The sequence below is a fragment of the Streptomyces sp. NPDC127092 genome (genome assembly GCF_042722475.1).
Lineage (GTDB): Bacteria > Actinomycetota > Actinomycetes > Streptomycetales > Streptomycetaceae > Streptomyces.
The window spans coordinates 60,978-85,611 of sequence record NZ_JBHXFE010000026.1; the positions used below are offsets into that span (position 1 = coordinate 60,978).

24 protein-coding genes and 2 riboswitches are annotated in these 24,634 nt (G+C 74.8%); of the genes, 11 read left to right on the plus strand and 13 right to left on the minus strand.

From position 1 onward, the window contains the following. Positions 1–98 precede the first annotated feature (98 nt). On the minus strand, positions 99–1,805 hold the full coding sequence (locus tag ACFWJO_RS22005) for a carboxylesterase/lipase family protein (RefSeq protein ID WP_386867519.1): 1,707 nt from the start codon (positions 1,803–1,805) through the stop codon (positions 99–101). Between the two features lie 104 nt (positions 1,806–1,909). Here ACFWJO_RS22005 and ACFWJO_RS22010 point away from each other — a divergent pair, with 104 nt between their 5' ends. Continuing rightward, positions 1,910–2,869, plus strand: a complete 960-nt coding sequence (locus ACFWJO_RS22010; RefSeq protein WP_386867521.1) for a D-2-hydroxyacid dehydrogenase family protein — start codon at positions 1,910–1,912, stop codon at positions 2,867–2,869. A gap of 80 nt (positions 2,870–2,949) precedes the next feature. On the opposite strand, the gene ACFWJO_RS22015 is transcribed toward ACFWJO_RS22010, so the two are convergent. Beyond that, positions 2,950–3,783 carry a CbtA family protein gene (locus tag ACFWJO_RS22015; RefSeq protein WP_386867523.1) on the minus strand — a complete coding sequence of 278 codons (834 nt, stop codon included), beginning with the start codon at positions 3,781–3,783 and terminating at the stop codon, positions 2,950–2,952. Positions 3,784–3,797: 14 nt separating this feature from the next. Continuing rightward, positions 3,798–4,025 carry a CbtB-domain containing protein gene (locus tag ACFWJO_RS22020; protein WP_128984069.1) on the minus strand — a complete coding sequence of 76 codons (228 nt, stop codon included), beginning with the start codon at positions 4,023–4,025 and terminating at the stop codon, positions 3,798–3,800. A gap of 58 nt (positions 4,026–4,083) precedes the next feature. Next, positions 4,084–4,156: riboswitch (cobalamin riboswitch) on the minus strand. 108 nt (positions 4,157–4,264) lie between these two features. Between ACFWJO_RS22020 and ACFWJO_RS22025 the strand changes: the two genes are divergently transcribed. Continuing rightward, positions 4,265–4,867 carry a histidine phosphatase family protein gene (locus ACFWJO_RS22025; RefSeq protein ID WP_386867525.1) on the plus strand — a complete coding sequence of 201 codons (603 nt, stop codon included), beginning with the start codon at positions 4,265–4,267 and terminating at the stop codon, positions 4,865–4,867. A 144-nt stretch (positions 4,868–5,011) separates the two neighbouring features. On the opposite strand, the gene ACFWJO_RS22030 is transcribed toward ACFWJO_RS22025, so the two are convergent. The 4 genes from ACFWJO_RS22030 to cobN all read right to left on the minus strand — a co-directional run bounded on the left by ACFWJO_RS22030 (position 5,012) and on the right by cobN (position 10,641). Then, positions 5,012–5,368: a GntR family transcriptional regulator gene (locus ACFWJO_RS22030; protein WP_384411565.1), complete on the minus strand. Its 357-nt coding sequence runs from the start codon at positions 5,366–5,368 to the stop codon at positions 5,012–5,014. Positions 5,369–5,370: 2 nt separating this feature from the next. Then, positions 5,371–6,462, minus strand: a complete 1,092-nt coding sequence (locus ACFWJO_RS22035; RefSeq protein ID WP_386867527.1) for a hypothetical protein — start codon at positions 6,460–6,462, stop codon at positions 5,371–5,373. A gap of 121 nt (positions 6,463–6,583) precedes the next feature. Beyond that, entirely contained in the window at positions 6,584–6,898 is a 315-nt protein-coding gene (locus ACFWJO_RS22040) for a hypothetical protein (RefSeq protein ID WP_386867529.1), read from the minus strand. A gap of 83 nt (positions 6,899–6,981) precedes the next feature. Beyond that, the gene (cobN, locus tag ACFWJO_RS22045) at positions 6,982–10,641 is read right to left on the minus strand and encodes a cobaltochelatase subunit CobN (protein ID WP_386867607.1); all 3,660 of its coding nucleotides are present in this window, start codon (positions 10,639–10,641) and stop codon (positions 6,982–6,984) included. A 59-nt stretch (positions 10,642–10,700) separates the two neighbouring features. Beyond that, a riboswitch (cobalamin riboswitch) is annotated at positions 10,701–10,783 on the minus strand. 292 nt (positions 10,784–11,075) lie between these two features. Between cobN and ACFWJO_RS22050 the strand changes: the two genes are divergently transcribed. Genes ACFWJO_RS22050 through ACFWJO_RS22060 form a run of 3 tightly spaced genes read left to right on the plus strand, consistent with a single transcriptional unit; the run spans position 11,076 to position 14,640 of the window. Continuing rightward, the gene (locus tag ACFWJO_RS22050) at positions 11,076–12,500 is read left to right on the plus strand and encodes a cobalamin biosynthesis protein CobG (RefSeq protein WP_386867609.1); all 1,425 of its coding nucleotides are present in this window, start codon (positions 11,076–11,078) and stop codon (positions 12,498–12,500) included. After that, the gene (locus ACFWJO_RS22055; RefSeq protein WP_386867531.1) at positions 12,497–13,150 is read left to right on the plus strand and encodes a precorrin-8X methylmutase; all 654 of its coding nucleotides are present in this window, start codon (positions 12,497–12,499) and stop codon (positions 13,148–13,150) included. Before ACFWJO_RS22050 ends, ACFWJO_RS22055 begins: the two co-directional genes overlap by 4 nt. Continuing rightward, positions 13,147–14,640, plus strand: coding sequence for a precorrin-2 C(20)-methyltransferase (locus ACFWJO_RS22060; RefSeq protein WP_386867533.1), 1,494 nt, complete (start codon positions 13,147–13,149; stop codon positions 14,638–14,640). The genes ACFWJO_RS22055 and ACFWJO_RS22060 overlap by 4 nt, the downstream gene beginning before the upstream one ends. 57 nt (positions 14,641–14,697) lie before the next feature. Here the strand turns inward: ACFWJO_RS22060 and ACFWJO_RS22065 are convergent, their stop codons facing one another. Together ACFWJO_RS22065 and ACFWJO_RS22070 are read right to left on the minus strand one after the other, a co-directional pair. Continuing rightward, a complete protein-coding gene (locus ACFWJO_RS22065) occupies positions 14,698–16,269 on the minus strand; it encodes a serine hydrolase (protein WP_386867535.1) in 1,572 nt (523 codons plus the stop codon). A gap of 8 nt (positions 16,270–16,277) precedes the next feature. Next, positions 16,278–17,054: a cobalt-precorrin-6A reductase gene (locus ACFWJO_RS22070; RefSeq protein WP_386867611.1), complete on the minus strand. Its 777-nt coding sequence runs from the start codon at positions 17,052–17,054 to the stop codon at positions 16,278–16,280. Between the two features lie 27 nt (positions 17,055–17,081). On the opposite strand from ACFWJO_RS22070, the gene ACFWJO_RS22075 reads away from it, so the two are divergent. Then, complete coding sequence (locus tag ACFWJO_RS22075; RefSeq protein WP_386867537.1) at positions 17,082–18,203, plus strand: cobalt-precorrin-5B (C(1))-methyltransferase; 1,122 nt, start codon at positions 17,082–17,084, stop codon at positions 18,201–18,203. Between the two features lie 57 nt (positions 18,204–18,260). Then, the gene (locus ACFWJO_RS22080; protein WP_386867539.1) at positions 18,261–18,845 is read left to right on the plus strand and encodes a GNAT family N-acetyltransferase; all 585 of its coding nucleotides are present in this window, start codon (positions 18,261–18,263) and stop codon (positions 18,843–18,845) included. Positions 18,846–18,948: 103 nt separating this feature from the next. On the opposite strand, the gene ACFWJO_RS22085 is transcribed toward ACFWJO_RS22080, so the two are convergent. Beyond that, positions 18,949–19,632 carry a hypothetical protein gene (locus tag ACFWJO_RS22085; protein ID WP_386867541.1) on the minus strand — a complete coding sequence of 228 codons (684 nt, stop codon included), beginning with the start codon at positions 19,630–19,632 and terminating at the stop codon, positions 18,949–18,951. Between the two features lie 110 nt (positions 19,633–19,742). Here ACFWJO_RS22085 and ACFWJO_RS22090 point away from each other — a divergent pair, with 110 nt between their 5' ends. Continuing rightward, entirely contained in the window at positions 19,743–19,817 is a 75-nt protein-coding gene (locus ACFWJO_RS22090) for a 50S ribosomal protein bL37 (RefSeq protein WP_099895366.1), read from the plus strand. 21 nt (positions 19,818–19,838) lie between these two features. Here ACFWJO_RS22090 and cobM read toward each other — a convergent pair whose 3' ends face one another. From cobM to ACFWJO_RS22105, 3 genes are all read right to left on the minus strand, one after another. Continuing rightward, entirely contained in the window at positions 19,839–20,588 is a 750-nt protein-coding gene (cobM, locus tag ACFWJO_RS22095) for a precorrin-4 C(11)-methyltransferase (RefSeq protein ID WP_386867543.1), read from the minus strand. After that, positions 20,585–21,841, minus strand: a complete 1,257-nt coding sequence (gene cbiE / locus ACFWJO_RS22100; RefSeq protein ID WP_386867545.1) for a precorrin-6y C5,15-methyltransferase (decarboxylating) subunit CbiE — start codon at positions 21,839–21,841, stop codon at positions 20,585–20,587. Before cbiE ends, cobM begins: the two co-directional genes overlap by 4 nt. A gap of 315 nt (positions 21,842–22,156) precedes the next feature. After that, on the minus strand, positions 22,157–22,291 hold the full coding sequence (locus tag ACFWJO_RS22105; protein WP_386867546.1) for a DUF6126 family protein: 135 nt from the start codon (positions 22,289–22,291) through the stop codon (positions 22,157–22,159). 119 nt (positions 22,292–22,410) lie between these two features. Here ACFWJO_RS22105 and ACFWJO_RS22110 point away from each other — a divergent pair, with 119 nt between their 5' ends. The 3 genes from ACFWJO_RS22110 (at position 22,411) to ACFWJO_RS22120 (ending at position 24,597) form a co-directional block, all read left to right on the plus strand. After that, positions 22,411–23,499, plus strand: a complete 1,089-nt coding sequence (locus ACFWJO_RS22110) for an LLM class flavin-dependent oxidoreductase (protein ID WP_386867613.1) — start codon at positions 22,411–22,413, stop codon at positions 23,497–23,499. A 4-nt stretch (positions 23,500–23,503) separates the two neighbouring features. Then, a complete protein-coding gene (locus ACFWJO_RS22115; RefSeq protein WP_386867548.1) occupies positions 23,504–24,127 on the plus strand; it encodes an FMN reductase in 624 nt (207 codons plus the stop codon). Between the two features lie 95 nt (positions 24,128–24,222). After that, on the plus strand, positions 24,223–24,597 hold the full coding sequence (locus ACFWJO_RS22120) for a VOC family protein (protein WP_384411534.1): 375 nt from the start codon (positions 24,223–24,225) through the stop codon (positions 24,595–24,597). Positions 24,598–24,634: the final 37 nt, after the last annotated feature.

Sequence of the window (24,634 nt, forward strand, 5' to 3'; positions counted from 1 at the left end):
GCCTGCTTGCCTGCCTGCCTTGCCTGCCTGCCTTCATTTCTGATGGTCGAACGGCGCGAGCGCACGTCCGGATGGGCTGTATGGGAACCGGGCCCGGTTCACCGGTCCTCTCGCGTGCGGTGCCGTACGGGCTGATGGTGCGGACGGTGCGGGCGGTGCGGGGTGAACTCGACGTCCTGCCAGAGCGCGCGGAACGGCGACGGGTCGTCCTCGCTCAGGTGGTCGGCGGGGACGGCCCAGGAACGGACCGGCGTCCGCTCGGCGGTGACCGGCGGCCAGCCCGGGTCGCCGGTGGCCGCGAAGGCGGCCCAGGCGCGGAGCATCCGGTCGGACAGGGCGCGGTCGTCGGCGTCGGGGGCGCCGCCGACGAGGAAGTCGACGCCGGCGACGTCGAGGTTGCCGAAGGCGAAGGGGACGTCCGCCGTGTGCCAGGGCCTGGCTCCCTCGCGTCGGCGGGCGAAGCGGGCCAGGTGGGCGCGGCCGCCGTTCCTCGCGTGCCGCTCGGCGAGGCGGGTGGTGTACTCGGCGAACTGCGCGTCGCCGAAGAGCGCGAGGAAGCGGTCGAGCACCGGGGAGTCCGGCATCAGTGCCCCGTAGCCGTCGACCAGTCGGGAGGGGAGTCCCAGGTCCTCGGCGAACGCCACCAGTTCGGCCTCCGTCGTGAGTCCCCGTACGGCGCCCACCGTGTGGAGGAACCACTGCTCCTCCAGGGCGTGGCACACGAGCAGGTCCACGTCCGGCGCCGTCCTGGCCGCCGCGGCCGAGGCGGGCAGCACCACGCCGTCGACGACCGGCTGGAAGATCACCGGAGCGTACGCGTGGATCGGCGTCACCGGGTCCTTCGCGCAGCCCGCGGCGGTCCGGTCGGAGGCGGCCACCAGCGCCTCGGGCGGCACGGACGACAGTCCTTCCGCCGTCGGTGCGACTCCGGCCTCGGCCGCGATGCGCGCGGTGACCGCCGCGGCGAGCTCGACCGTATAGAACACGCCAGGCACGCTGTGGGCGATGACCCGCCGGAACAGGCCCCGGTCAGCGGCGCCCCCATCCGCATCCGCAGCCCCATCTGCATCCGCAGCCCCATCCCCATCCGCATCCGCGGTCGACCCGCCGCCCGCCCCCATCGCCATCAGGCACACGGCCGAGGCTCCGCCCGACGAGTGCCCGGCCACGGTCACGTTCCCCGGATCGCCGCCGAAGGCCGCCACGTTCTCCCGCACCCAGCGCAACGCCGCCACCTGGTCCAGGAGTCCGCGGTTGTCGGGGCGGCCCGGCACGTGGCCGAAGCCCTCGAAGCCCACCCGGTAGTTGCAGCTGACCACCACGAGACCGGCACGGGCCAGCGCCGTCCCGTCGAAGTCGGGCTGCGCGGAGGAGCCGAAGGTGTTCGCGCCGCCGTGGATCCAGAACAGGACGGGCAGCGCCGCGCCCGCGCCTACCCCCGCGTCCGCCTGCGCCCCCGCGCCCACCCCCGCGTCCGCCCGCGCCCCCGCGCCCACCCCCGTAGCCGCCTGCGCCGTCGGCGTCCATATGTTGACGGTGAGGACGTCCTCGTCGCCGGGCCGCCACACCGGTGCTCCCGGCAGCTCCGCCGACTGCGGCGCGATCGGACCGAACTCCGTGCCGTCCCGCACCCCCTCCCAGGCTGACGCCGGTTCCGGCTCCCGGAACCGGCGGTCGCCGAACGGCGGTGCCGCGTACGGGATGCCGAGCACGGCGGTGACGCCGTCGACGGCCGCCCTGCCCCTCACCTCGCCGCCCGTCGTCCGGAAGACCGCCCCGCCCGCGCATGATCGTTCGTCTCTCATGCGCGTCAGTGTCCGCCATATCCCCGCCACACCCCGCCACACCCCGCCAACCCCGCCGCACCCCACCCGCCCGGTGCGCACCGCCGTGCGCGATCATGCGCTGCATGAAGCTGCGTTGTGCCGTCCTCGACGACTTCCAGGGCGTCGCCCTGTCCTCCGCCGACTGGAGCCCGCTCGACGGGCGGGTCGACGTCCGCGTCCTGCGCGAGCACCTCGCCGACCCGGACGCCCTCGTCGCCGCCGTCGAGGACTGCGAGATCCTCGTCGTGATGCGCGAGCGGACCCCGCTCGACGCCGGCCTCCTCGCCCGGCTCCCCCGGCTGCGGCTGATCGTCACCTCCGGGATGCGCAACGCCTCGATCGACGTCGCCGCCGCCCGCGCCCGCGGCGTCGTCGTCTGCGGTACGGCCAGCGGCTCGGAGCCGCCCACCGAGCTGACCTGGGCGCTGATCCTGGGCCTGGCCCGGCAGGTGCACACGGAGAGCCGGGCGATGCGCGAGGGCGGGCCGTGGCAGTCCACGGTCGGCCTGGACCTGGCGGGCCGCGTCCTCGGTCTCGTCGGCCTCGGCAAGATCGGGGGCCGGGTGGCGCGGATCGGCCTCGCCTTCGGCATGGACGTGGTCGCCTGGAGCCCGAACCTCACCGACGAGCGGGCCGCCGAGTACGGCGTGCGGCGCGCCGGAGACCTCCACGAGCTGCTCGGCGCCGCCGACGTCGTCTCGCTGCACATGGTGCTCTCCGACCGTACCCGCGGGCTGATCGGCGAGCCGGAACTCGCGGCGATGCGCCCGGGCGCGTACCTCGTCAACACCTCGCGCGCGGGCCTCGTGGACGGTTCGGCGCTGCTGCGGGCGCTGCGCGAGGGCCGGATCGCGGGAGCGGGGCTCGACGTGTACGAGACCGAGCCGCTGCCCGCCGACGACCCGCTGCGCACCCTGCCGAACGTGCTCGCGCTGCCGCACCTCGGTTACGTCACCGAGGCCAACTACGGCCGCTACTTCGGCCAGGCGGTCGAGGACATCGAGGCGTGGCTGGCGGGTGCGCCCGTACGCGAGCTGGGGTGACGACGTGTTCGGCCCCGTACCCCTCTCTTCTGCGGGGGTACGGGGCCGATCGCGTCGTTACGGAAAGCGGCGGTGCGGGATCAGGCGGCCGGTGCGGTCGCCTGGGCCGCCTGCGCCGAGGCGGGCCCCGGTGCGAGCAGTCGCTGGGCGAGCAGTCCGAAGGCGAGTCCGAAGACCGCCCACAGCACCGCCTGGATGCCCAGCGTCGCGAGCCTGAAGTCCCACAGCACGGCGGCCGGGAAGTCGGGCTTCACGGCGTCCTCGTTGGCGGGCAGGAACGCGCAGGCGATCGCGACCGCGGTGACGAAGCCCGCGCCCGCGACGACGGTCGCGTTCCAGTTGCCGAGGCGCGGCGCGAGCCGGCGGCCCGCGATGACCGCGGCGATGCCGAGCAGCACGCTCAGCAGGATCATCAGGAAGAAGAGCGTGGTGCGCTTCCCGATGGTGTCCGGGTTGCCGACGGCCGGCGGGGTCGCCGGGTACTTGAGGAACGGCACCAGATAGACCGTGGTGAAGGCCGCCGCCGCGACGAGCGCCGCGGTGGCCTTCGGGGTGAACCGGCCCACCCGTCCCAGGACGAAGCAGAACGCCAGGGACGCGATGCCGCCGAGCGCGACGCCGTAGACGAGGACGCCGGTGGCGAGACCCGCCGTGGACTGCAGGTCCCGGCTGACGATCTCCTCCTCCTCGGCGGGCTCCTCGGCGGCGGCGCCGTGGCCTCCGCCGTGGTCGTGCGCGGTGGCGTGCTCGGCCTTGGCGGCGGCCTCCTCGACGGCGATCGAGGCGTTGACGGACGGTTCGCCCGCGACGTAGGCGACGGCGAAGGCGAACAGTCCGGCGATCAGGCCCGCGAGCATGCCGCGGACCAGGAGCTTTCCTACGAGCGAGCCCGTAGGAGCGGTTGGGGCAGACATGGAGCGGCTACCCCTCAGTGGCAGGGGAATCCGAGCAGGTGACGACCGTCGTGCACCCACTCGTGCACGTCGCTGCCGGCGATCAGGGACGTGGCACCCTGCTCGGCACCGACGAAGTACAGCGCGACGAGCGCCAGGATGCCGATGAACGCCGCCCACGGGAGCACCGCGCGGACCGGCAGCGAGACCGGGGCGACGGACGGGGTGGACGTGACGGCGGGCGACGCAATGGCCTCGGCCATGGTGGAACCTCCTCGGGAACGCGCGTCCCATACGGTGGTGCGCGACGACGGTCGTCGGGTCTGACTCGCCACCTCGCGGGCTGGAGGCGGCTCACAGTGGCGCGACCGTGCCGGACTTGCACCGGGCTTCCGTCTCGCCGTCGTCGTTCTGTGGAAATGTCGACTGACCGTACCGCGCCGGACACTCCGCGCCAAGGGCGCACGAGGCAGCGCCCGATGAATTGAGGGATGTATCACCCATGGCCCCGCCCACGACCGTTCGGCTCACGCTGGTCGCCCCCGCCATGAACGCGGCCTTGCGCGAGGCGAGATTCGACGACGCGGGGCCCGTGGAGCGGCCGCCGGACGGCCTGAATCCGTTGTGCCTCGGCGCGCGGGTACGCGTGGTGAGCTCGCCGTCCGGGCGGTGCCGGGCGACGGCGGAGGCGCTGGGCCTGTCCCGGTACGAGGAGGAGCCGGCGCTCGCGGGCTGCGCGATGGGGCGCTGGCGGGGACGGCGGCTCGACGAACTCGCCGTGGAGGAGCCGGAGTCGGTGGCCGCCTGGCTCGCCGACCCGGCCGCCGCTCCGCACGGCGGCGAGTCGCTGCGGGAACTGCGGTCCCGGGTCGCGGAGTGGATGGAGGGGCTGGGCACGCCGGCGGCCGCGCGGGACACGGACGCCTCGGCATCGGTGACGGTGTGGGCGGTGGCCGAACCGGACGTGATCCGCGCGGCCGTCTCCCACGCGCTGGGCGCCCCCGAGGAGGTGTTCTGGCGGCTGGACGTACGCCCGCTGCGGTGCGTCGAGCTGTCCGGACGATCCGGCCGCTGGAACCTGCGGCTCGGCGCGCCACTGCCGTAGTACGCGACCGGGGCCGCCGCCCGGGCTGAGTCAGCGCGGGCCGGCGAAGTCGGCCCAGGCCGGCGAAGTCTGTCCAGCCCGGCGAAGTCAGTCCAGCCCCGTGGAGTCAGTCCAGGCCGGCGGAGTCGGCCCGGCCCGGCGGAGTCAGCCCAGGCCGGCGCGGGCCAGCTCCAGGAACTCCTCGTCGGTCAGGCCCAGTCGGCGCGCCTCGGCCACCAGGGCGTGCAGCCGCTCGACGAGCTGGGCGCGGTCGGGCGCCTGCGCGCCGGGCACGATCACGGCGCCCCGCCCGCGCCGCAGCTCGATCAGCCCCTCCTCGCGCAGCCGCTGGTAACCCCGCAGCACGGTATGGACGTTGACGCCGAGCGAGTCGGCGAGCTCGCGCGCCGCGGGCAGCCGCTCGCCGGGAGCGGCACTGCCGTCGGCGAGGGCGCCGCGCACGCAGGCGGCGATCTGGTCGCCGAGCGGGACGGAGGAGGCGGGGTCGACCCGGAAGAGCACGGTCAGATCCTCTCACCGCGGGCGCCGGCGGCGCCGGACTCCCCGTCCTCCCCCGCCCCTGCCCCTGCCTGTGCCCGTGCCCGTGCCGCCAGGGCGTTCAGCAGCGCCGCCGCCGTTTCCGCGTCCGGCACGGTGACCAGGAAGGCGAAGCCGTTGGCGCGTCGTACGGACAGGGCCTCGCCGGAGCGGAGCAGGAGGGCCGAGCGGTGGGGGCGGGTGCGGTAGCCCCAGCCGCCGAACTCGGCGAGGGCGTCCACGTCCTGGACGGTCGCGGAGGTGATCTCGTCGAGCGGGATCCGGATCCGGGGGCGGGGGAGCAGGGCGGGTGTGACCGTGAGGCCGCGGCGGTCGACGGCGACCCGGACGCGCGAGAGCGCGAGGCCGGGCACGCCGACCGCCAGGCCGACGAGGGCGATCAGGGCGTACGGCCAGGGCGTGAACAGCACCGCGGGGACCGGCGCGGTCGCTCCCGCCAGGACGAACACCGTGGAGAGCGCGGTCATCCCGCGCGAGCCGGTGTCGCGCGACCAGCCGGCGATCTCGTGCGCGCCGAGTTCGAGCCGGGGCACCCGCGACGGGCCGACACGGCCGTCAGAGCCTTCGCCGCCGTCGGAGCCTTCGCGGCCCTCGGATCCGTCACGGCCGTACGCCGCCGGCTGCGCCGGGACGAGGCCGGTGAGCGCACGGCCGGCCAGGGCGGCCGGCGCCGCGATGCCCACGGCGAGGGTGAGGGTGGCGAGCGGCGCGGTGACCTCGGCCGCGTCGGCGGCGTCGAGGTTGGCGCGCAGGAGCAGGTCGAGCAGGCCGCCCATGAAACCGGCGGTGGCCCAGGCGCCCCAGAGCACGGCGCGCCGGACGAGCAGGGTCCAGCCCGCGCCGAGGGCCACGAGCAGCCCGGAGCTGACGGCGGCGTAGCCCGCGAGCGGGGTGAAGCCGTCGGCCCTGCCGCCCTCGCCGGCGGAGAAGTGCGTGGCCAGCGGGTCCGGGAGCCGGTCGCGCCAGAGGGCGAGGAGCAGCAGGTGGAGGGCGAGCGCGAGGACGAACGGCGCGGCGGCGAGGACACGGAGACGGTTCGAGCCGTGCGGTCGGTTCACGTCGTGCGGAGGGTGCGGACGGTTCACGGGACCAGGACCTCCCTCGGTTCTAGTTGTTTGCACTCTACTAGAACAACTTGGGTATGCGCCGCCCCCTGACGAAAAGCCAGGGGGCAGGCCGTCAGCGCGCCGTCCGCTTCGACACGCCGGTCTTCCCGCTCGTCGGATACGGCTTGGGCGAGCCGCCGATGGCGGGCGGGGTCCGAAGTCCCGACGGGGCGCCGGACGGCTTCGCGGTCTGCGTCGCCGCCGACGGCTCCTCGGACGGCGTGGCCGACGGGCTCGGCGAGCCGGTGGGCGTCGCGGAGCCGGTGGCGCCCGGCTTCCTGCCCTTACCGTCGCCGGAACCCGGGCCCGGGCCCGAGCCCGAGCAGGCCCCCAGGGCCAGGCTCAGGCCGAGCACCACCGACACCGTCACAGCTCCGCGGGCACGCACGCCCACCACCCCACCCCTGGTCACGCCGGTCACGTCATCGATTCGCACGACCGTGCGGCCGGGATCGTAACCCGGACCGGACCTCAGTCCTCGTCGCCGCCCGCAGCGCCCTCGAGGTCGCCCTCGGTCTCCAGGAAGACCTGCCGCAGCGCCGCCAGCGTCTCCGCGTCGGGCTTCTCCCACATGCCGCGCGACTCCGCCTCCAGGAGCCGCTCCGCGATGCCGTGCAGCGCCCACGGGTTGGCCTCCTTCAGGAAGGCCTGGTTCTCCGGGTCGAGGACGTACTCCTGCGTCAGCTTGTCGTACATCCAGTCGGCGACCACGCCCGTCGTCGCGTCGTAGCCGAAGAGGTAGTCGACCGTCGCCGCCAGCTCGAACGCGCCCTTGTAGCCGTGGCGGCGCATCGCCTGGATCCAGCGCGGGTTGACCACGCGGGCGCGGAAGACCCGTGAGGTCTCCTCGACGAGCGTGCGGGTGCGGACCGTCTCCGGGCGCGTGGAGTCGCCGATGTACGCCTCCGGGGCCGTGCCCCGCAGTGCGCGCACGGTCGCCACCATGCCGCCGTGGTACTGGAAGTAGTCGTCCGAGTCGGCGATGTCGTGCTCACGGGTGTCCGTGTTCTTCGCCGCGACCGCGATCCGCTTGTACGCCGACTCCATCTCGGCCCGCGCCGGACGGCCCTCCAGGCCGCGGCCGTACGCGTAGCCGCCCCACACCGTGTACACCTCGGCCAGGTCGGCGTCCGTACGCCAGTCGCGCGAGTCGATCAGCTGGAGCAGACCCGCGCCGTACGTGCCCGGCCGGGAGCCGAAGATGCGGGTGGTGGCGCGGCGCTCGTCGCCGTGCTCGGCCAGGTCGGCCTGGGCGTGGGCGCGCACGTAGTTGTCCTCGGGAGACTCGTCCGCCAGGCCCGCGACCAGCCGTACGGCGTCGTCGAGCAGACCGATGACGTGCGGGAACGCGTCACGGAAGAAGCCGGAGATGCGCAGCGTCACGTCGATGCGCGGGCGGCCGAGCTCGGCGAGCGGGATCGGCTCCAGACCGTTCACGCGGCGCGAGGCGTCGTCCCACAGCGGGCGCACGCCGAGCAGCGCGAGGGCCTCGGCGACGTCGTCGCCGGCGGTGCGCATCGCGCTGGTGCCCCAGAGGGACAGGCCGACGGACGTCGGCCACTCGCCGTTGTCGTCGCGGTAGCGCGTGAGCAGCGAGTCGGCGAGCGCCTGGCCCGTCTCCCACGCGAGGCGGGACGGCACGGCCTTCGGGTCGACCGAGTAGAAGTTGCGGCCGGTCGGCAGCACGTTGACCAGGCCGCGCAGCGGCGAGCCGGACGGGCCCGCCGGGACGAAGCCGCCGTTCAACGCGTGGACGGCGTGGTCGAGTTCGTTCGTCGTGGCGGCGAGGCGCGGCACGACCTGGCGGGCGGCGAAGTACAGCACCTCCCGGACGTCGTGGCCGTGGGCGTCGGTGAGCTCCGGGATCGCGGCCTCGTCCCAGTTCGCGTCCTCCATCGCCTGCACCAGTTCACGGGCCCTGGCCTCGACGGCGTCGGCCGTCGTACGGGTCGCGGCCGACTCGTCCAGGCCGAGCGCCTCGCGCAGACCGGGCAGCGCCTGCGTGCCGCCCCAGATCTGCCGGGCGCGCAGGATGGAAAGGACCAGGTTCACCCGCGCCTCGCCGGTCGGGGCGCCGCCGAGGACGTGCAGACCGTCGCGGATCTGGGCGTCCTTGACCTCGCACAGCCAGCCGTCGACGTGCAGCAGGAAGTCGTCGAAGCCGTCGTCGTCCGGGCGGTCGGCCATGCCGAGGTCGTGGTCGAGCTTCGCGGCCTGGATCAGGGTCCAGATCTGGGCGCGGATCGCCGGCAGCTTCGCCGGGTCCATGCTGCTGATCTGCGCGTACTCGTCGAGCAGCTGCTCCAGGCGCGCGATGTCGCCGTAGGAGTCGGCGCGGGCCATCGGCGGCACCAGGTGGTCGACGAGCGTGGCGTGCACGCGGCGCTTGGCCTGGGTGCCCTCGCCGGGGTCGTTGACCAGGAACGGGTAGACCAGCGGCAGGTCGCCGAGCGCCGCGTCGGGGCCGCACGCGGCGGACAGGCCCGCGTTCTTGCCCGGCAGCCACTCCAGGTTGCCGTGCTTGCCCAGGTGCACCATGGCGTCGGCGCCGAAGCCGCCGTCCTCGGCGCGGGCGGCGATCCAGCGGTAGGCGGCCAGGTAGTGGTGCGACGGCGGCAGGTCCGGGTCGTGGTAGATCGCGATCGGGTTCTCGCCGAAGCCGCGCGGCGGCTGGATGAGGACGAGCAGGTTCCCGCGGCGCAGCGCGCCGAGCACGATGTCGCCCTCGGGGTCGCCGCCCTGGCCCACGCGGGAGCGGTCCAGGAACATCTCGCCCGGCGCCGGGCCCCAGTGCTCCTCGACCTGCTCGCGCAGCTCCTGCGGCAGCTCGGCGTACCAGCGCTTGTAGTCGGCGGCCGGGATGCGCACGGGGTTGCGGGCCAGCTGCTCCTCGGTGAGCCAGTCCTGGTCGTGGCCGCCGGCCTCGATCAGGGCGTAGATCAGCTCGTCGCCGTCGCCGGAGACGAGGCCCGGGATGTCCTCCACCGGGCCGAAGTCGTAGCCCTCGGCGATGAGGCGCCTCAGGAGCGCGACGGCGGAGGCGGGCGTGTCGAGACCGACGGCGTTGCCGATGCGGGAGTGCTTGGTGGGGTACGCGGAGAGGACGAGCGCCAGCTTCTTCTCGGCGTTCGGGATGTGCCGGAGGCGGGCGTGGCGTACGGCGATGCCGGCGACGCGGGCGGCGCGCTCGGCGTCGGCCACGTACGCCGGGAGGCCGTCCTCGTCGATCTCCTTGAAGGAGAACGGGACGGTGATGAGCCGGCCGTCGAACTCGGGCACCGCGACCTGGCTGGCGGCGTCCAGCGGCGACAGGCCCTCGTCGTTCTCCTCCCACGCCGACCTGGATCCGGTCAGGCACAGGGCCTGCAGCACCGGCACGTCGAGCGCGGCGAGCGCGCCCGCGTCCCAGGCCTCCTCGTCGCCGCCGGCCTGCGCGTCGGCCGGGGTCGTGCCGCCCGCGGCGAGCACGGTGGTGACGATCGCGTCGGCGGCGCGGAGGGCGTCGAGGAGCTCCGGCTCGGGAGCGCGCAGCGACGCCACGTACAGGGCCCTGGCCTGGCCGCCGGCCTCCTCGATCGCGTCGCAGAGGGCGCCGACGAAGGCGGTGTTGCCGCTCATGTGGTGGGCGCGGTAGTAGAGCACGGCGACCGTGGGGCCCTCGGTGCTCTTCGGGGTCCGGTCGAGCGGGCCCCAGGTCGGGGCGGGCGCCGGGGCCTCGAAGCCGTGGCCGGTGAGGAGGACCGTGTCGGACAGGAAACGGGCGAGCTGGCCGAGGTTGGCCGGGCCGCCGTGCGCCAGGTAGGCGTGGGCCTCGGTGGCGACGCCCACCGGGACGGTGGAGGAGCCCATCAGCTGGGCGTCCGGCGCCTGTTCGCCGCTGAGCACGACGACGGGCTTCCCGGCGGCGAGGACCTCGTCCAGGCCCTCCTGCCAGGAGCGCACGCCGCCGAGGAGACGGACGACGACGAGCTCGGCGCCGTCGAGGAGGGCGGGGAGGTCGTGCCGGGGCAGCCGGGCGGGGTTGGCGAAGCGCCACTCCACCGGGTTCTCGGTGTCCCCGGCCGCGGCGGCGGCGTTCGCCGCGCGGGCGCTGAGCAGGTCGGTGTCGGAGTGCGACAGCAGCAGGAGCATGGCGAGCTCAGGCCCTTCCTCGGGGTTGTCCGCGCCCCGGGTGGTCGTGTGGACGGCAGGAGTTCCTGACTCACCGGCCACCCGGACACCCGGGGCCGGCTCACAGTGGCGGGACCGCGCCGGATTCTCACCGGGCTTCCTCCCCGGGGCCCTGGGACCCCATGCCGGTCTGCATCCTAGATCGTGCGGACCGGGCTACGGGCGGGGACCGGACGTCGGCCGGGTCACACCGGGCGACGCGGGTCGCGGGCCGGGTCCGGTCCGGACTGTGCCGCTGCGGACCGGGCATGCCGTGGACCGGGCCCGTCGCGGGCCGGGGCTCCGCGTTGCCCGTCGTGGAGCGAGCCCGTCCCCGACCGGGACCGTCGCGGACCGGGTCCGTCCCGGACTGTGCCGTCGTTCACGGCAGCCGGGAGGGCGTGCCGCCCGTGGGTATGCTCGCCGCCATGCCGGCCACCCCTCACGCCTCGTCCCGGCGGGACGAACCGCTCATACGGGACCGTGGTGACGCATGCCCGGGAGCGCTGCGTCTGCACCGCGCCGATGACGGGTTCCTCGCCCGACTCCGCCTTCCCGGAGGCCGGTTGACCGCCGGTCAGGTCGGGCTCCTGGCCGACGCGGCCGAGCGCCTGGGCGACGGAGGGATCAGCATCACCTCGCGGGGGAACGCCGAGCTGCGGGGGCTGCGGGACGGGTGCGGCGGCGAGCTCGCCGCCCTTCTGGAGCGGGGCGGGCTGCTGCCCTCGTCCACCCACGAGCGGGTGCGCAACATCGTCGCCTCGCCGGCCGCCGGGCTCGACGGACTCGGTTGCGCGGACGCCCAGTTGTGGGTGCGCGAGCTGGACGCGCTGCTGTGCGGCGAGGCCTGGGCCGCTTCCCTTTCGGGACGGTTCCTGTTCGTCCTCGACGACGGGCGCGGTGACGTCGCCGGGCTCGGCGGTGATGTGACCTTGGTCGCAGCGGACGACGGCGGGAGGGAGCCCCGGCCCCCGGCGGACCCGCCGGCCGCGAGCGAGCCCCGCGGGGGCCACGCCCTGGTCCGCCTCGGCGGTCAGGCCTTCCGCGTCCCGCGCGCCGACGCGCCGCGCGCCGCGCTCGCCGCCGCCGACGCGTTCCTGCGGGCCGCCGCGGACGCCGGGAACGGTGCCTGGCGGGTGCGGGAGCTGCCCGAGGGGCACGTACCCGACCTGGCCGGGGCCCTGGCGCGGGCCGGGATCGCGGCCGAGCCCGCGGCGGACCCGACGCCGCCGCACGAGACCCGTCCGCCGCACGGCACCTTGGCCCTGGACGGCACCCAGCAGCCGCACGGCACCCCGGCCCTGGACGGCACCCCGGCCCCGGACGGCACCCAGCAGCCGCACGGCGCCCCGGCCCCGCACGGCACCCCGCCCCCGCACAGCGCCCCGCTCGTGCCGGGGCCGCTCGGTGCGGGCGCCGTCTACGTGCTCGCGCCGCTCGGCCGGCTGACCGCCGCTCAGCTGCGGGGCCTGCTGCCCGCCGACGAGGTGAGGTTCACGCCCTGGCGCGGGGTGGTCGTGCGGACCGACCCCGCCCGGCTCCCGGAGCTGGCGGCGTACGGGCTCATCACCAGCCCCGACGCCCCCGGCGCCGGTGTCACCGCCTGTACCGGCCGGCCCGGTTGTGCCAAGTCCCTCGCGGACGTGCGGGCGGAGGCGGCGCGCGCCCCCGGGGGCGGGCTGCCCGTGCACTTCTCCGGGTGCGAGCGGCGCTGCGGGCACCCGCACGGCACCTGGGTGGACGTCCTCGCCACCCGCGACGGCGACTACCTGGTGGACGGCGCCCCCACCCCCCGTACCTCACTGCCCGAAGCCGTGGCCACGGCCCGTACGACGAGATGAGCGAGAACAACAGGATGTTCGAGTACGAGAAGGACGGCGCGGAGATCTACCGCCGGTCCTTTGCCACGATCCGCGCCGAGGCGGACCTCGCGGACCTGCCCGACGACGTCGCCACCGTCGCCGTGCGGATGATCCACGCGTGCGGCATGACCGACCTCGTCCGGGACCTCGCGTACTCCCCCGGTGTCGTCTCCGCCGCCCGCTCCGCCCTGCGCGCCGGCGCGCCGATCCTGTGCGACGCGCAGATGGTCGCGAGCGGCGTCACCCGCAAGCGGCTGCCCGCCGACAACGACGTGCTGTGCACGCTGTCCGACCCGGCCGTGCCCGCGCTCGCCGCCGAGCTGGGCACCACCCGCTCGGCCGCCGCGATGGAGCTGTGGCGGGACCGCCTGGAGGGCTCGGTCGTCGCCGTCGGCAACGCGCCGACGGCGCTCTTCCACCTCCTGGAGATGATCGCGAAGGGCGCCGGGAAGCCGGCGGCCGTGCTCGGCATCCCGGTCGGCTTCATCGGCGCCGCCGAGTCCAAGGACGCCCTCGCGGCGAACGAACTCGGTCTGGAGTACCTGGTGGTACGGGGCCGGCGCGGTGGCAGCGCGATGACGGCCGCGGCGCTCAACGCGCTCGCGCACGAAGCGGAGATCCAGGCATGAGCGTCGCGAAGGGCAAGCTGTACGGCGTCGGGCTCGGGCCCGGCGACCCGAACCTGATGACCGTGGCCGCCGTGAAGGCCATCGCCGAGGCCGACGTCGTCGCCTACCACTCGGCCCGCCACGGCCGCTCGATCGCCCGGTCCATCGCCGCCGAGCACATCCGCGAGGACCACGTCGAGGAGCGGCTGATGTACCCGCTCACCGTGGAGACCACGGACCACCCCGGCGGCTACCGGGGCGCGCTCGACGACTTCTACGAGGAGGCCGCGGCCCGGCTCGCCGCCCACCTCGACGCCGGGCGCACCGTCGCCGTGCTCGCCGAGGGCGACCCGCTGTTCTACGGCTCGTACCAGCACATGCACAAGCGGCTCGCGCACCGCTACGACACCACCGTCATCCCCGGCGTCACCTCGGTGAGCGCGGCGGCGGCGCGGCTCGGCGAGCCGCTGTGCGAGGCCGAGGAGGTGCTGACGATCGTCCCCGGCACGCTGCCGGAGGACGAGCTGACGGCCCGTCTCGCGGGCACCGACTCGGCCGTCGTGATGAAGCTCGGCCGCACGTTCCCGACCGTGAAGCGGGCCCTGGAGCGGGCCGGCCGGATCGACGACGCGCGGTACGTGGAGCGGGCGTTCATGGCGGGCGAGCGCACCGGGCGGCTCACGGACGTCGACCCCGAGTCGGTGCCGTACTTCTCGGTGGCCGTGCTGCCCTCCCGTATCGACGAGCAGCCGCCCGTACGGGAGCGGGGCGAGGTCGTCGTCGTCGGCACCGGCCCGGCCGGGGCGCCCTGGCTGACGCCCGAGTCGCGCGGCGCCCTGGTCAACGCCGACGACCTCGTCGGCTACACCACGTACCTGGACCGCGTCCCGGTGCTGCGCGCCTCGCAGCGCCGCCACGGCTCCGACAACAAGGTCGAGTCGGAGCGCGCCGAGTTCGCCCTCGACCTGGCCCGGCGCGGACGCCGCGTGGCCGTCGTGTCGGGCGGCGACCCGGGGGTCTTCGCGATGGCGACGGCGGTCCTGGAGGTGGCGTCGGAGGAGCGCTACGCCGACGTGCCCGTACGGGTCCTCCCGGGCGTGACGGCGGCCAACGCCGCGGCCGCCGCCGCGGGCGCGCCCCTCGGCCACGACTACGCCACCATCTCGCTCTCCGACCGCCTCAAGCCCTGGGACGTCATCGCCACCCGCCTCCGCGCCGCCGCCGAGGCCGACCTGGTCCTCGCGATCTACAACCCGGGCTCCAGGTCCCGCACCCACCAGGTCGCCGCGGCCCGCGACCTCCTCCTGGAGGTGCGCTCGCCGGACACCCCGGTCGTGGTGGCCCGCGACGTCGGCGGCCCCGAGCAGTCGGTCCGCGTCCTCACCCTGAAGACCTTGGACCCGTCCGAGGTCGACATGCGCACCCTGCTCCTGATCGGCTCCTCCCAGACCCGTGTCACGGAACGCGCGGACGGCCGCAGGATCGCCTGGACGCCACGACGTTACGGCTGAGCCGGCGGGCCGGCGAGCTAGCGGGCTAGCGGGCCAGCTGGCTAGCTGGCTAGCTGGCTAGCGGGTGAAGGTGCCCAGGCCCTCGGTGTTCAGGTATTCGACCGTGAAGGACCTGCCGTCCGGGGTGAAGGTGACGCCCGTGCGGCCGACGGCGTTCTCGCCGCGGGTCTCGAAGCTGAAGGTGTCGCCGTCGTAGTGCGTGAGCGGGTACGTCTGGGGCTCCGGGCCCAGGCGGAGGGTCAGGGTGCCGTCCGCGGCGGCGGTGACCTCGGCGCGGCCGTAGTAGGCGTTGGCGTACGTGCCGGCGTAGGTGGCGGCGGCCTTCGCTGGCGTGGCGTCGGACGGCGGGCGGGCGTAGTCGGTCTTCGACCGGCCCGCGTCCGCCTCCTGCTGGTACAGCGCGTCCACGAGGGGGATCCAGTCGCGGCTGACCTTGCCGGTCTGCGCGATGTCGAAGAAGTCGAGGGCGACGGCGTCGGCGACGCCGACCGGGGAGGTGTTGGTCAGGACGACGATGCCGAGCTGTTCGCCGGGCAGCATGGTGACGTTGGTGTGCGCGCCCTGGGCGAACGCTCCCGTGTGGGAGAGCCGGAGCCGGCCCTCGTCGTCGTAACTGACGTTCCAGCCCAGGCCGTAGAAGCCGGTCCTGGCGGCCGGTGCGCGGGGCGGGCCGGAGACCGACTCGGGCCAGTGGGTGCGCTCCAGGGCCTCGGCGTCGACGATCTGCCTGCCGTCGAGCCTGCCGTTCGCGAGCTGGAGCCTCAGCCAGGTCGCCATGTCGCGGGCGGTGGAGCTGACGCCGCCGGCGGGCGACTGGGCGTCCGGGTCGCGCACGTACGCGGCCTTCCAGGCGCCGTCGGTCTCCACGTGGCCCCAGGCCCGGTTCGCGGCCTTCGCGTAGTCCTCGAAGCGGGAGCTGGTGTGGCTCATGCCGGCGGGCTCGTAGAGGACGTCCTCGGCGAGCTTCTCCCAGGCCACGCCCTTCTCGTCGGCGACGGCCTGGGCGGCCGCCGTCAGGCCGAAGTTGGTGTAGGCGTAGCTCGCGCGGAACGGCGCGAGGGGCTCGTAGCGCAGGTGGGACAGGATGTACGGCCGGTCGTAGCCGAGGTCCTCGAGGAGGTCGCCGGCGTGGTCGGGCAGGCCGCTGCGGTGCGAGAAGAGGTCGGCGACCGTCACGTGGGAGGTCACCCACGGGTCTCCCAGGCGGAAGTCCGGCACGTTCGGGGCGACGGGCTTCGTCCAGCCGTCGACGCCGACGGCGCCGGAGACGACGGTGGAGGCGATCGGCTTCGAGACGGAGGCCAGCTGGAAGACGGTGTCGGCGTCGACGGCGGCCTTCTCGCCGGCCTTCCGCACGCCGTAGCCCTTCAGGGCCAGCACCTTGCCGTCGTGGACGACGGCGACGGCCACGCCCGGCACTCCCGTGCGTTTCATGGCCGATCCGACCACGTCGTCGAGCCGGTCGACCGCCCGCCGCACCTCCGCGTCGTCGAGCTGCGGCGGAGGCTGGGGCGGAGGCGGCGAGGGTCCGGGGGCGGCGGAGGCGGTGCCGGTGGCGAGGGCGGGCGCGGTGACGCCGAGCAGGGCCGCGAGACCGGCCGCCGCGAGCCGCCGTCGAACGGTGCTCATTCCTCCATTCAACGGGCCCCGGCGGGGTCTGTCGCGCCGGACGCCCGGCCCGCGACGCGCCGTGCCCAGGCCGCGGCCTCCTCGGGCGTCGCGGCCGTCGGCACGCCCTCCGGTACGGGCGGGCGGCGGACGACGACGACCGGGATGCCGGCCTCGCGGGCGGCCGTCAGCTTGGGCGCGGTCGCCGCGCCGCCGCTGTCCTTGGTGACGAGGACGTCGACGCGGTGACGGCGGATCAGCTCGCGCTCGCCGTCGAGGGTGAACGGCCCGCGGTCCAGGAGCACTTCGGTGCGCGCGGGCATCGGGGCCTCGGGCGCGTCGACGGAGCGGACCAGGAACCACTCGGTGCGGCCGGCGAACGCGGCCAGGCCCATCCGGCCCGTGGTGAGGAAGACCCGCTCGCCGAGCCCGTCCAGGGCCGCCGCGGCCGCGTCGAGGGACGCCACCTCGCGCCAGTCGTCCCCCCCGACCGGGACCCAGCCGGGGCGGCGCAGCGCCAGCAGGGGAACATGGGCGGTGGCGGCCGCCGCGGCCGCGTTGAAACTGATCCGCTCGGCGAAGGGATGGGTGGCGTCGATGACCGCGTCCACGGCGTGCTCCCGCAGCCACGCCGCGAGCCCCTCCGGCCCGCCGAAGCCGCCGATCCGCACCTCTCCGGCCGGCAGCCGGGGCGCCGCGACCCGCCCGGCGAGCGAGCTCGTCACGCGGACCGCGGGGTCCGCGGCGTGCAGCAGCCCGGCCAGGGCGCGGGCCTCGGTCGTCCCGCCGAGGATGAGTATGTGCAGGGACATGGGAATCCTGGGAGTCCGTTCATGAGTTCCGGCGGGCGTGCGGCCCAACTCAAGCACACCGGTCTGCGCCCCGGCTGGACGACGGGCGCCTGCGCGACGGCGGCCACGACCGCCGCGTACACCGCGCTGCTCACCGGGGACTTCCCGGACCCGGTGACCATCACCCTGCCCAGGGGCCACCGGCCGTCCTTCGCGCTGGCCGCCGAGTCCCTGACGGGCGACGCGGCCATGGCCGGGGTCGTGAAGGACGCGGGCGACGACCCGGACGTCACGCACGGGGCGCTGGTCCGCTCGACGGTACGGCTGCTCCCGCCGGGCTCGGGAGTCGTCTTCCGGGCGGGCGAGGGCGTCGGTACGGTCACCCTGCCCGGCCTGCCGCTGGAGGTCGGCGAACCGGCGATCAACCCGGTGCCCCGGCAGATGATGCGCGAGCACGTCGCCGAGGTCGCCGCCGCCCACGGCGGCACCGCCGACGTGGAGATCACGGTCTCCGTCGACCACGGCGCCGAGATCGCCCGCTCCACGTGGAACCCGCGGATCGGCATCCTCGGCGGCCTGTCGATCCTCGGGACGACCGGGATCGTCGTGCCCTACTCGTGCTCCGCCTGGATCGACTCCATCCGGCGCGGCGTCGACGTGGCGCGGGCGGGCGGCCTCACGCACGTCGCCGGCTGCACCGGCTCGACGTCGGAGCGCACGGTGACGTCGCTGTACGACCTGCCGGAGATCGCCCTGCTCGACATGGGCGACTTCGCGGGCGCCGTCCTCAAGTACCTCCGCCGCCACCCGGTGGACCGGCTCACCGTCTGCGGCGGCTTCGCGAAGCTGTCCAAGCTGGCCGCGGGCCACCTGGACCTGCACTCCGCCCGTTCCCAGGTCGACAAGGCCTTCCTCGCCGACCTGGCCCGCACCGGCGGCGCGTCCGAGGCCCTGGCGGAGGAGATCACCGCCGCGAACACCGGCCTCGCCGCGCTCCGCCTCTGCGAGGCCGGCGGCGTCCCCCTCGGCGACCTGGTCGCCGCCCGCGCCCGCGACGAGGCCCTGACGGTGCTGCGGGGCGCACCGGTGGCGGTGGACGTGGTGTGCGTCGACCGGGCGGGCGTGGTGGTGGGCCGGTCGACGGTGGCGGGGCCGGGGGCGTAGTCCGCGGGCAGGGGAAACCGGGCGACAGGGCGTCGGGCGGCGGGCGACAATCCCTGGATGGCGCACTCCGACGACCGCTCCCGCAGCGGCTTCTCGCACAAGCCGACCCTCACCGGCGACCTGGTCGTCCTCCGGCCCGTCACCGAGGACGACGTGCCGGCGCTGCTGCCGATGCTGCGGGACCCCGAGATCGCCCGCCTCACCGGCTCGCACGCGGACGTCGACGAGTCCGCGCTGCGCGCCTGGTACGGCTCGCGGGGCGCCCAGCCGAACCGGCTCGACCTCGTGGTCGTCGAGCGCGCGACCGGCCGGGTGGTCGGCGAGGCGGTCCTCAACGAGTGGGACCAGGCGAACGAGAGCTGCGCCTTCCGGATCGCCCTCGCCCCGGACACCGTCGGCCGCGGCCTCGGCACCGAGGCCACCCGCCTGATCCTCGGCCACGCCTTCGAGGCCCTCGGCCTCTACCGCGTCTGGCTGGAGGTCTACGCCTTCAACCCCCGCGCCCGCCGCGCGTACGAGAAGGCCGGCTTCCGCCCGGAGGGCGTGCTGCGCGGGGCGCTGCTGTGGGAGGGCGAGCGGGTGGACGCGACCCTGATGGCGGCGCTGGCGCCGGAGTGGGTCGACGGCGTCACTGGGACCTGAGCGCGCGGAACGCGGCGCGGCGCTCGTGCTCGGCATCGAGTTCGGCGAGTTCGGCGAGTTCGGCGCGGCCTGCGGCCGGCTCGGCCTCGGTGAGAGGCCCGTACTACGCCTCCAACCGGTCGACGACGTCCCTGAGTGACGGATAACCGATCTCGGCGATGTCCTCGGCGAGGTCGGCGAGTGCCGCGTCCGGATTGAGCGCCGCCACGACCTCCCGCGTCAGGGGCCGCAGCCCGAGGACGTGGCGGACGGCGTCGACGTCGACCTCCGTCTCGTAGTAGTCCGAGGCCCACGCCGCGTACGCCTCCGCCGAGCGGTCGACGAGCAGCCCGAAGAGGTGGCCGGCGCCGTCGGGGTCGCCGTCGCCCCAGGTGGGGAAGGCGATGGTGCCGGTCCGCCAGGCGGAGTCGTGCAGCTCACGCCAGAGGCAGGCGGTGACGGCTGGCGCGTAGCCGTCCTCGGCCGTGGAGACGCAGGGGAGGAAGACGTCCGGCACGTCGTCAAGGACGCCCGGCCACACCTCCGGGTCGTCCAGGCGGGCCCACGGGCTCATCGGGGCTTCGTGGGCGAATCCCTCCACGTACGCGCCCGCCGCCGAGAAGACGATCGTGTACTCGTCGCCCTGGCCGTCGCGCATCGACGCCACGTCCTTGGCGAACGAGAAGTACCGCCCGTCCCACTCAGGGCTCAGCACCGCGTCCAGCATCGCGAGCCCCTGGCAGTGGTCGCGCAGTTCCTCGATGCCCGGCAGCGCCCGGGCGACGTCGTAGACGGTCACGCGGCCCATTGCATCGCACCGCACTGACAGTCGGCCCCTTCGGCATGCGGGCCCCCTCTCCCGACCCTAGGCTCGGCAGGGCAAAGCCCCATCAGGCCCCCGGACCGGGAGGAGTCACCATGGCGAAGCGTGGCAACAAGAAGCGGGCCCGCAAGAAGAAGAAGGCCAACCACGGCAAGCGGCCCAACGCCTGAGCGGAGTGCGCCCGGGTGCCGTCAGCAGGTGTGGCGGTCCCGGGCCGGGTCGTAGAGGTGGCTGTCGCGGAACTCCGAGGCGGCCAGCGTGCGGCCCACGACGATGACGGCCGTCTTCGTGATGCCCGCCGCCTTCACCTGCTCCGCGATGTCCTCCAGGGTGCCGCGCAGCACGACCTCGTCCGGGCGGCTCGCCATGGCGACGACGGCGGCCGGGCAGTCCACGCCGTAGTGCGGGACCAGCTCGGAGACGATCCGGTCGACGTAGCGGGCGCCGAGGTGGAGGACGAGCAGGGCGCCGCTGCGGCCGAGGGTCGCGAGGTCCTCGCCGGCCGGCATGGGCGTGGCCTGCTGGGCGATGCGGGTGAGGATGACGGTCTGGCCGACGGTGGGGACCGTCAGCTCCCGCTTCAGCGCCGCCGCGGCCGCCGCGAAGGCCGGGACGCCGGGCACGACCTCGTAGGGGATGCCGGCCGCGTCGAGGCGGCGCATCTGCTCGGCCATGGCGCTGAAGACGGACGGGTCGCCGGAGTGCAGCCGGGCCACGTCCTGGCCCGCCTCGTGCGCGGCGGCGATCTCGGCGACGATCTGGTCGAGGTCCATCCTCGCCGTGTCGACGAGCTTCGCGTCCGGCGGGCACTCGGCGAGCAGTTCGGTCGGCACGAGCGACCCGGCGTACAGGCAGACCCCGCACTTCGCGAGGGTCCGCGCGCCGCGCACGGTGATCAGGTCGGCCGCGCCGGGGCCCGCGCCGATGAAGTAGACGGTCATTGCTCTGGGGAACCCTTCGTTACGGACCACTGGGTGACGGGCATGGCCTGGCGCCAGCCGGTGAAGCCGCCCACGGGCACGGCGGCGGCGACCGCGAGCCTGATCAGCTCGCCGCCGTGGCGCCGGTAGCGGTCGGCGAGCAGCGCCTCGGACTCGAGCGTCACCGTGTTGGCGACGAGCCGGCCGCCGGCCGGGAGCGCGTCCCAGCAGGCGTCGAGCAGTCCCGGCGCGGTCAGGCCGCCGCCGATGAAGACCGCGTCGGGGGCGGGGAGGCCGGCGAGCGCGGCGGGCGCGGGCCCGGTGACGACGTCCAGGCCCGGTACGCCGAGGGCGGCGGCGTTGCGGGTGATGCGGGCGGCGCGTTCGGGCGACTTCTCGACGGCGACCGCCCGGCAGGTCCGGTGCGCGCGCATCCACTCGATGCCGATGGAGCCGGAGCCGCCGCCGACGTCCCAGAGCAGTTCGCCGGGGGCCGGGGCGAGCGCGGCGAGGGTCGCGGCGCGCACGTACCGCTTGGTGAGCTGGCCGTCGTGCTCGTACGCCTCGTCCGGCAGGCCGGGCGTGGTGCCCAGCCGCAGCGCGTCCGGGTCGCGCACGCAGTCGAGGGCGAGGACGTGGAGGGCGTCGGCGCGCTCGTACGGCCAGTCGGCGGCCGTCCCGTCGAGCAGGCCCTCGCGCGGGCCGCCGAGCTGCTCCAGGACCCGTATCCGGGTGCCGCCCCAGCCGCGCTCGCGCAGCAGCGCGGCGACCCGGGCGGGCGTGCCGGGCCCCTCGCCGAGGACGAGCAGCCGGCGGCCGTCGTGGAGCGCGGCGGTGAGGGCGTCGAGCGGCCGGGCGACGAGCGAGACGGTCTCGACGGCCTCCAGGGGCCAGCCGAGCCGGGCGCAGGCGTACGAGACGGAGGACGGGTGCGGCAGGACGTCGAGGCGGGTGCCGGGGCCGAGGATCTCGGTGAGGGTGCGGGCGATGCCGTAGAAGGAGGGGTCTCCGCTGGCGAGGACGGCGATCCGGCGGCCCCGGTGGGCGGCGAGGAGGCCGGGCACGGCGGGGCGCAGCGGGCTCGGCCAGGGCACCCGCTCGCCGGGGCAGTCGCCGGCGGGCAGCAGGTCGAGCTGGCGGGGGCCGCCGATCAGCACCTGGGCGGCGCGCAGGGTGCGGCGGGCGTTCTCGGGGAGCCCGTCCCAGCCGTCGGCACCGATGCCGACCACCGATATCGCGTCCGCCTCGCCTGCCGCGTCTCTCGCGTCGTTCACGACGGGGACTCTACGGGAGGGGGCCCGGGGCGGCGGGAACCGGCCGCCCGGGCCGCCGGCCGGGGGCTGGGCTGGGCCTGCCGGCCGGGGGCTCCGCCGGGGCTGCCGGCCGGGGGCTGCGCCGGGGCTGCCGGCCGGGGGTTCCGCCGGGGCTGCCGGCCGAGGGCTTTGCCCGGACTGCCGGCCGGAGGCTCCACCGGGGCTGCCGGCCGAGGGCTTTGCCCGGGCTGCCGGCCAAGGGCTTTGCCCGGACTGCCGGCCGGAGGCTCCGCCGGGGCTGCCGGCCGGAGGCTCCGCCGGGCCGCCGCCCGGGGGTTACTTCGGCGCGTGCTCGCCGACGTAGAAGAGCAGCCAGATGAAGCCGGCGAGGGCGTGCGTCACGAAGACGTACACGAAGACGCGGAGCATCACGCCCCGCTCCTTCCAGCGTTCCAGGTCCGGCTCGGTCATGGGTTCAGGGTACGGGCGGGGAATAGCCGGGGCGGGGGTGCCGTTGAGGCGCATGACAGTTTAAGATTCAACCAAAGCCGGGACGAGCGCCGGCGGAAAGCCTGCGAGAGGTGAGCACGATGCAGTTCGGGATCTTCACCGTCGGCGACGTGACGACCGACCCCACCACCGGCCGCACCCCGACCGAGCACGAGCGGATCAAGAACACCGTCGCCATCGCGCTCAAGGCCGAGGAGGTCGGCCTGGACGTCTTCGCGACCGGCGAGCACCACAACCCGCCGTTCGTGCCGTCGTCCCCCACCACGCTCCTGGGCCACATCGCCGCCCGCACGGAGAACCTGATCCTCTCCACCTCCACGACCCTCATCACCACCAACGACCCGGTGAAGATCGCCGAGGACTACGCGACCCTCCAGCACCTCGCCGACGGCCGCGTGGACCTCATGATGGGCCGCGGCAACACCGGACCGGTCTACCCGTGGTTCGGTCAGGACATCCGCCAGGGCATCCCGCTCGCCATCGAGAACTACGCGCTCCTCCACAAGCTGTGGAGGGAGGACGTGGTCGACTGGGAGGGGAAGTTCCGCACCGCGCTCCAGGGCTTCACGTCCACCCCGCGCCCGCTCGACGGCGTCCCGCCGTTCGTCTGGCACGGCTCCATCCGCTCGCCCGAGATCGCCGAGCAGGCCGCGTACTACGGCGACGGGTTCTTCGCGAACCACATCTTCTGGCCCAGGCAGCACACCGAGAAGATGGTCCGGCTGTACCGGCAGCGCTACGCGCACTACGGCCACGGCACCCCCGAGCAGGCGATCGTCGGCCTCGGCGGCCAGGTCTTCATGCGCAAGAACTCGCAGGACGCCGTACGGGAGTTCCGCCCGTACTTCGACAACGCGCCGGTCTACGGACACGGCCCGTCCCTGGAGGAGTTCAGCCGCGAGACGCCGCTGACGGTCGGCTCGCCCCAGGAGGTCATCGAGCGCACGCTGTCCTTCCGCGAGTACGTCGGCGACTACCAGCGCCAGCTGTTCCTCGTCGACCACGCCGGCCTGCCGCTGAAGACGGTCCTGGAGCAGCTGGACATCCTCGGCGAGGAGGTCGTCCCGGTCCTGCGCAAGGAGTTCGCGAACCTGCGCCCGGCCGGCGTGCCGGACACCGCCCCGTTGCACCCCGCCGTCCTGCGGAACACCGAGAACCAGGAGGTCTGACCCCATGCGCACCCTGAAGCTGGTCGCCGTCTCGGCCGGACTCAGCAGCCCCTCCTCCACCCGGCTGCTCGCCGACCGGCTGCTCCGGGCCGCCCGCTACCGGCTGGCCGAGCAGGAGTACGCGGTCGACGTCGAGGTGGTCGAACTGCGCGACCTGGCCGTCGACATCGCCAAGAACCTCGTCACCGGCTTCCCGTCGGAGAAGCTGCGGAAGGCGATCGACGAGGTCACCGGCGCCGACGGCGTCATCGCCGTGACCCCGGTCTTCACGGCCTCCTACAGCGGCCTGTTCAAGTCCTTCTTCGACCTGATCGACCCGGCGGCGCTGACCGGCACCCCGGTCCTGATCGGCGCCACCGGCGGCACCGCCCGCCACTCCCTGGTCCTCGACCACGCCCTGCGCCCGCTCTTCGCCTACCTCCGCGCCCTGGTGGCCCCGACGGCCGTCTACGCGGCCTCCGAGGACTGGGGTTCGGGCGGCGACGACTACACGGAGGGCCTGCCGTCCCGGATCACCCGGGCGGGCAACGAGTTCGCGGACCTGATCGCGGGCCGCCCGGAACGGGCGGGGGAGGACGACGAGGTCGTCCCCTTCGAGAAGCAGCTGGCGGACCTGCGGCTGGACTAGGCCCGCTGGGGAGGCCCCGGGGGGCGTCCGGGCCTCCCCACCCGTACGGGAAGGTCGACGGGCGCCCCGCCGCCGCCCGGCGCATGATGCCTCTCATGGACATCAAGCTCGAACTGATCGGCGTGCCCGTCACCGACATCGACCGCGCCAAGGCCTTCTACGAGCAGGTCGGCTTCCACGCCGACCACGACGTGACCGTCAGCGACGACATCCGCTTCGTCCAGATGACGCCGCCCGGGTCGGCCTGCTCGATCGCCTTCGGCAAGGGCATCACCGAGATGGCCCCGGGCTCCCTGGACAACATGCAGGTGGTCGTCGCCGACATCGAGGCCGCGCACGCCGACCTCACCTCCCGCGGCGTCGACGTCAGCGCGATCGACGACCAGCCCTGGGGCTCGTTCGTCTACTTCGCCGACCCGGACGGCAACCGCTGGGCGGTGCAGCAGACCACGCCCCGTACCTCCGCCTGATCCCTCGCCCTCCTCCGGTCACTTGCGGCCCTCCTCC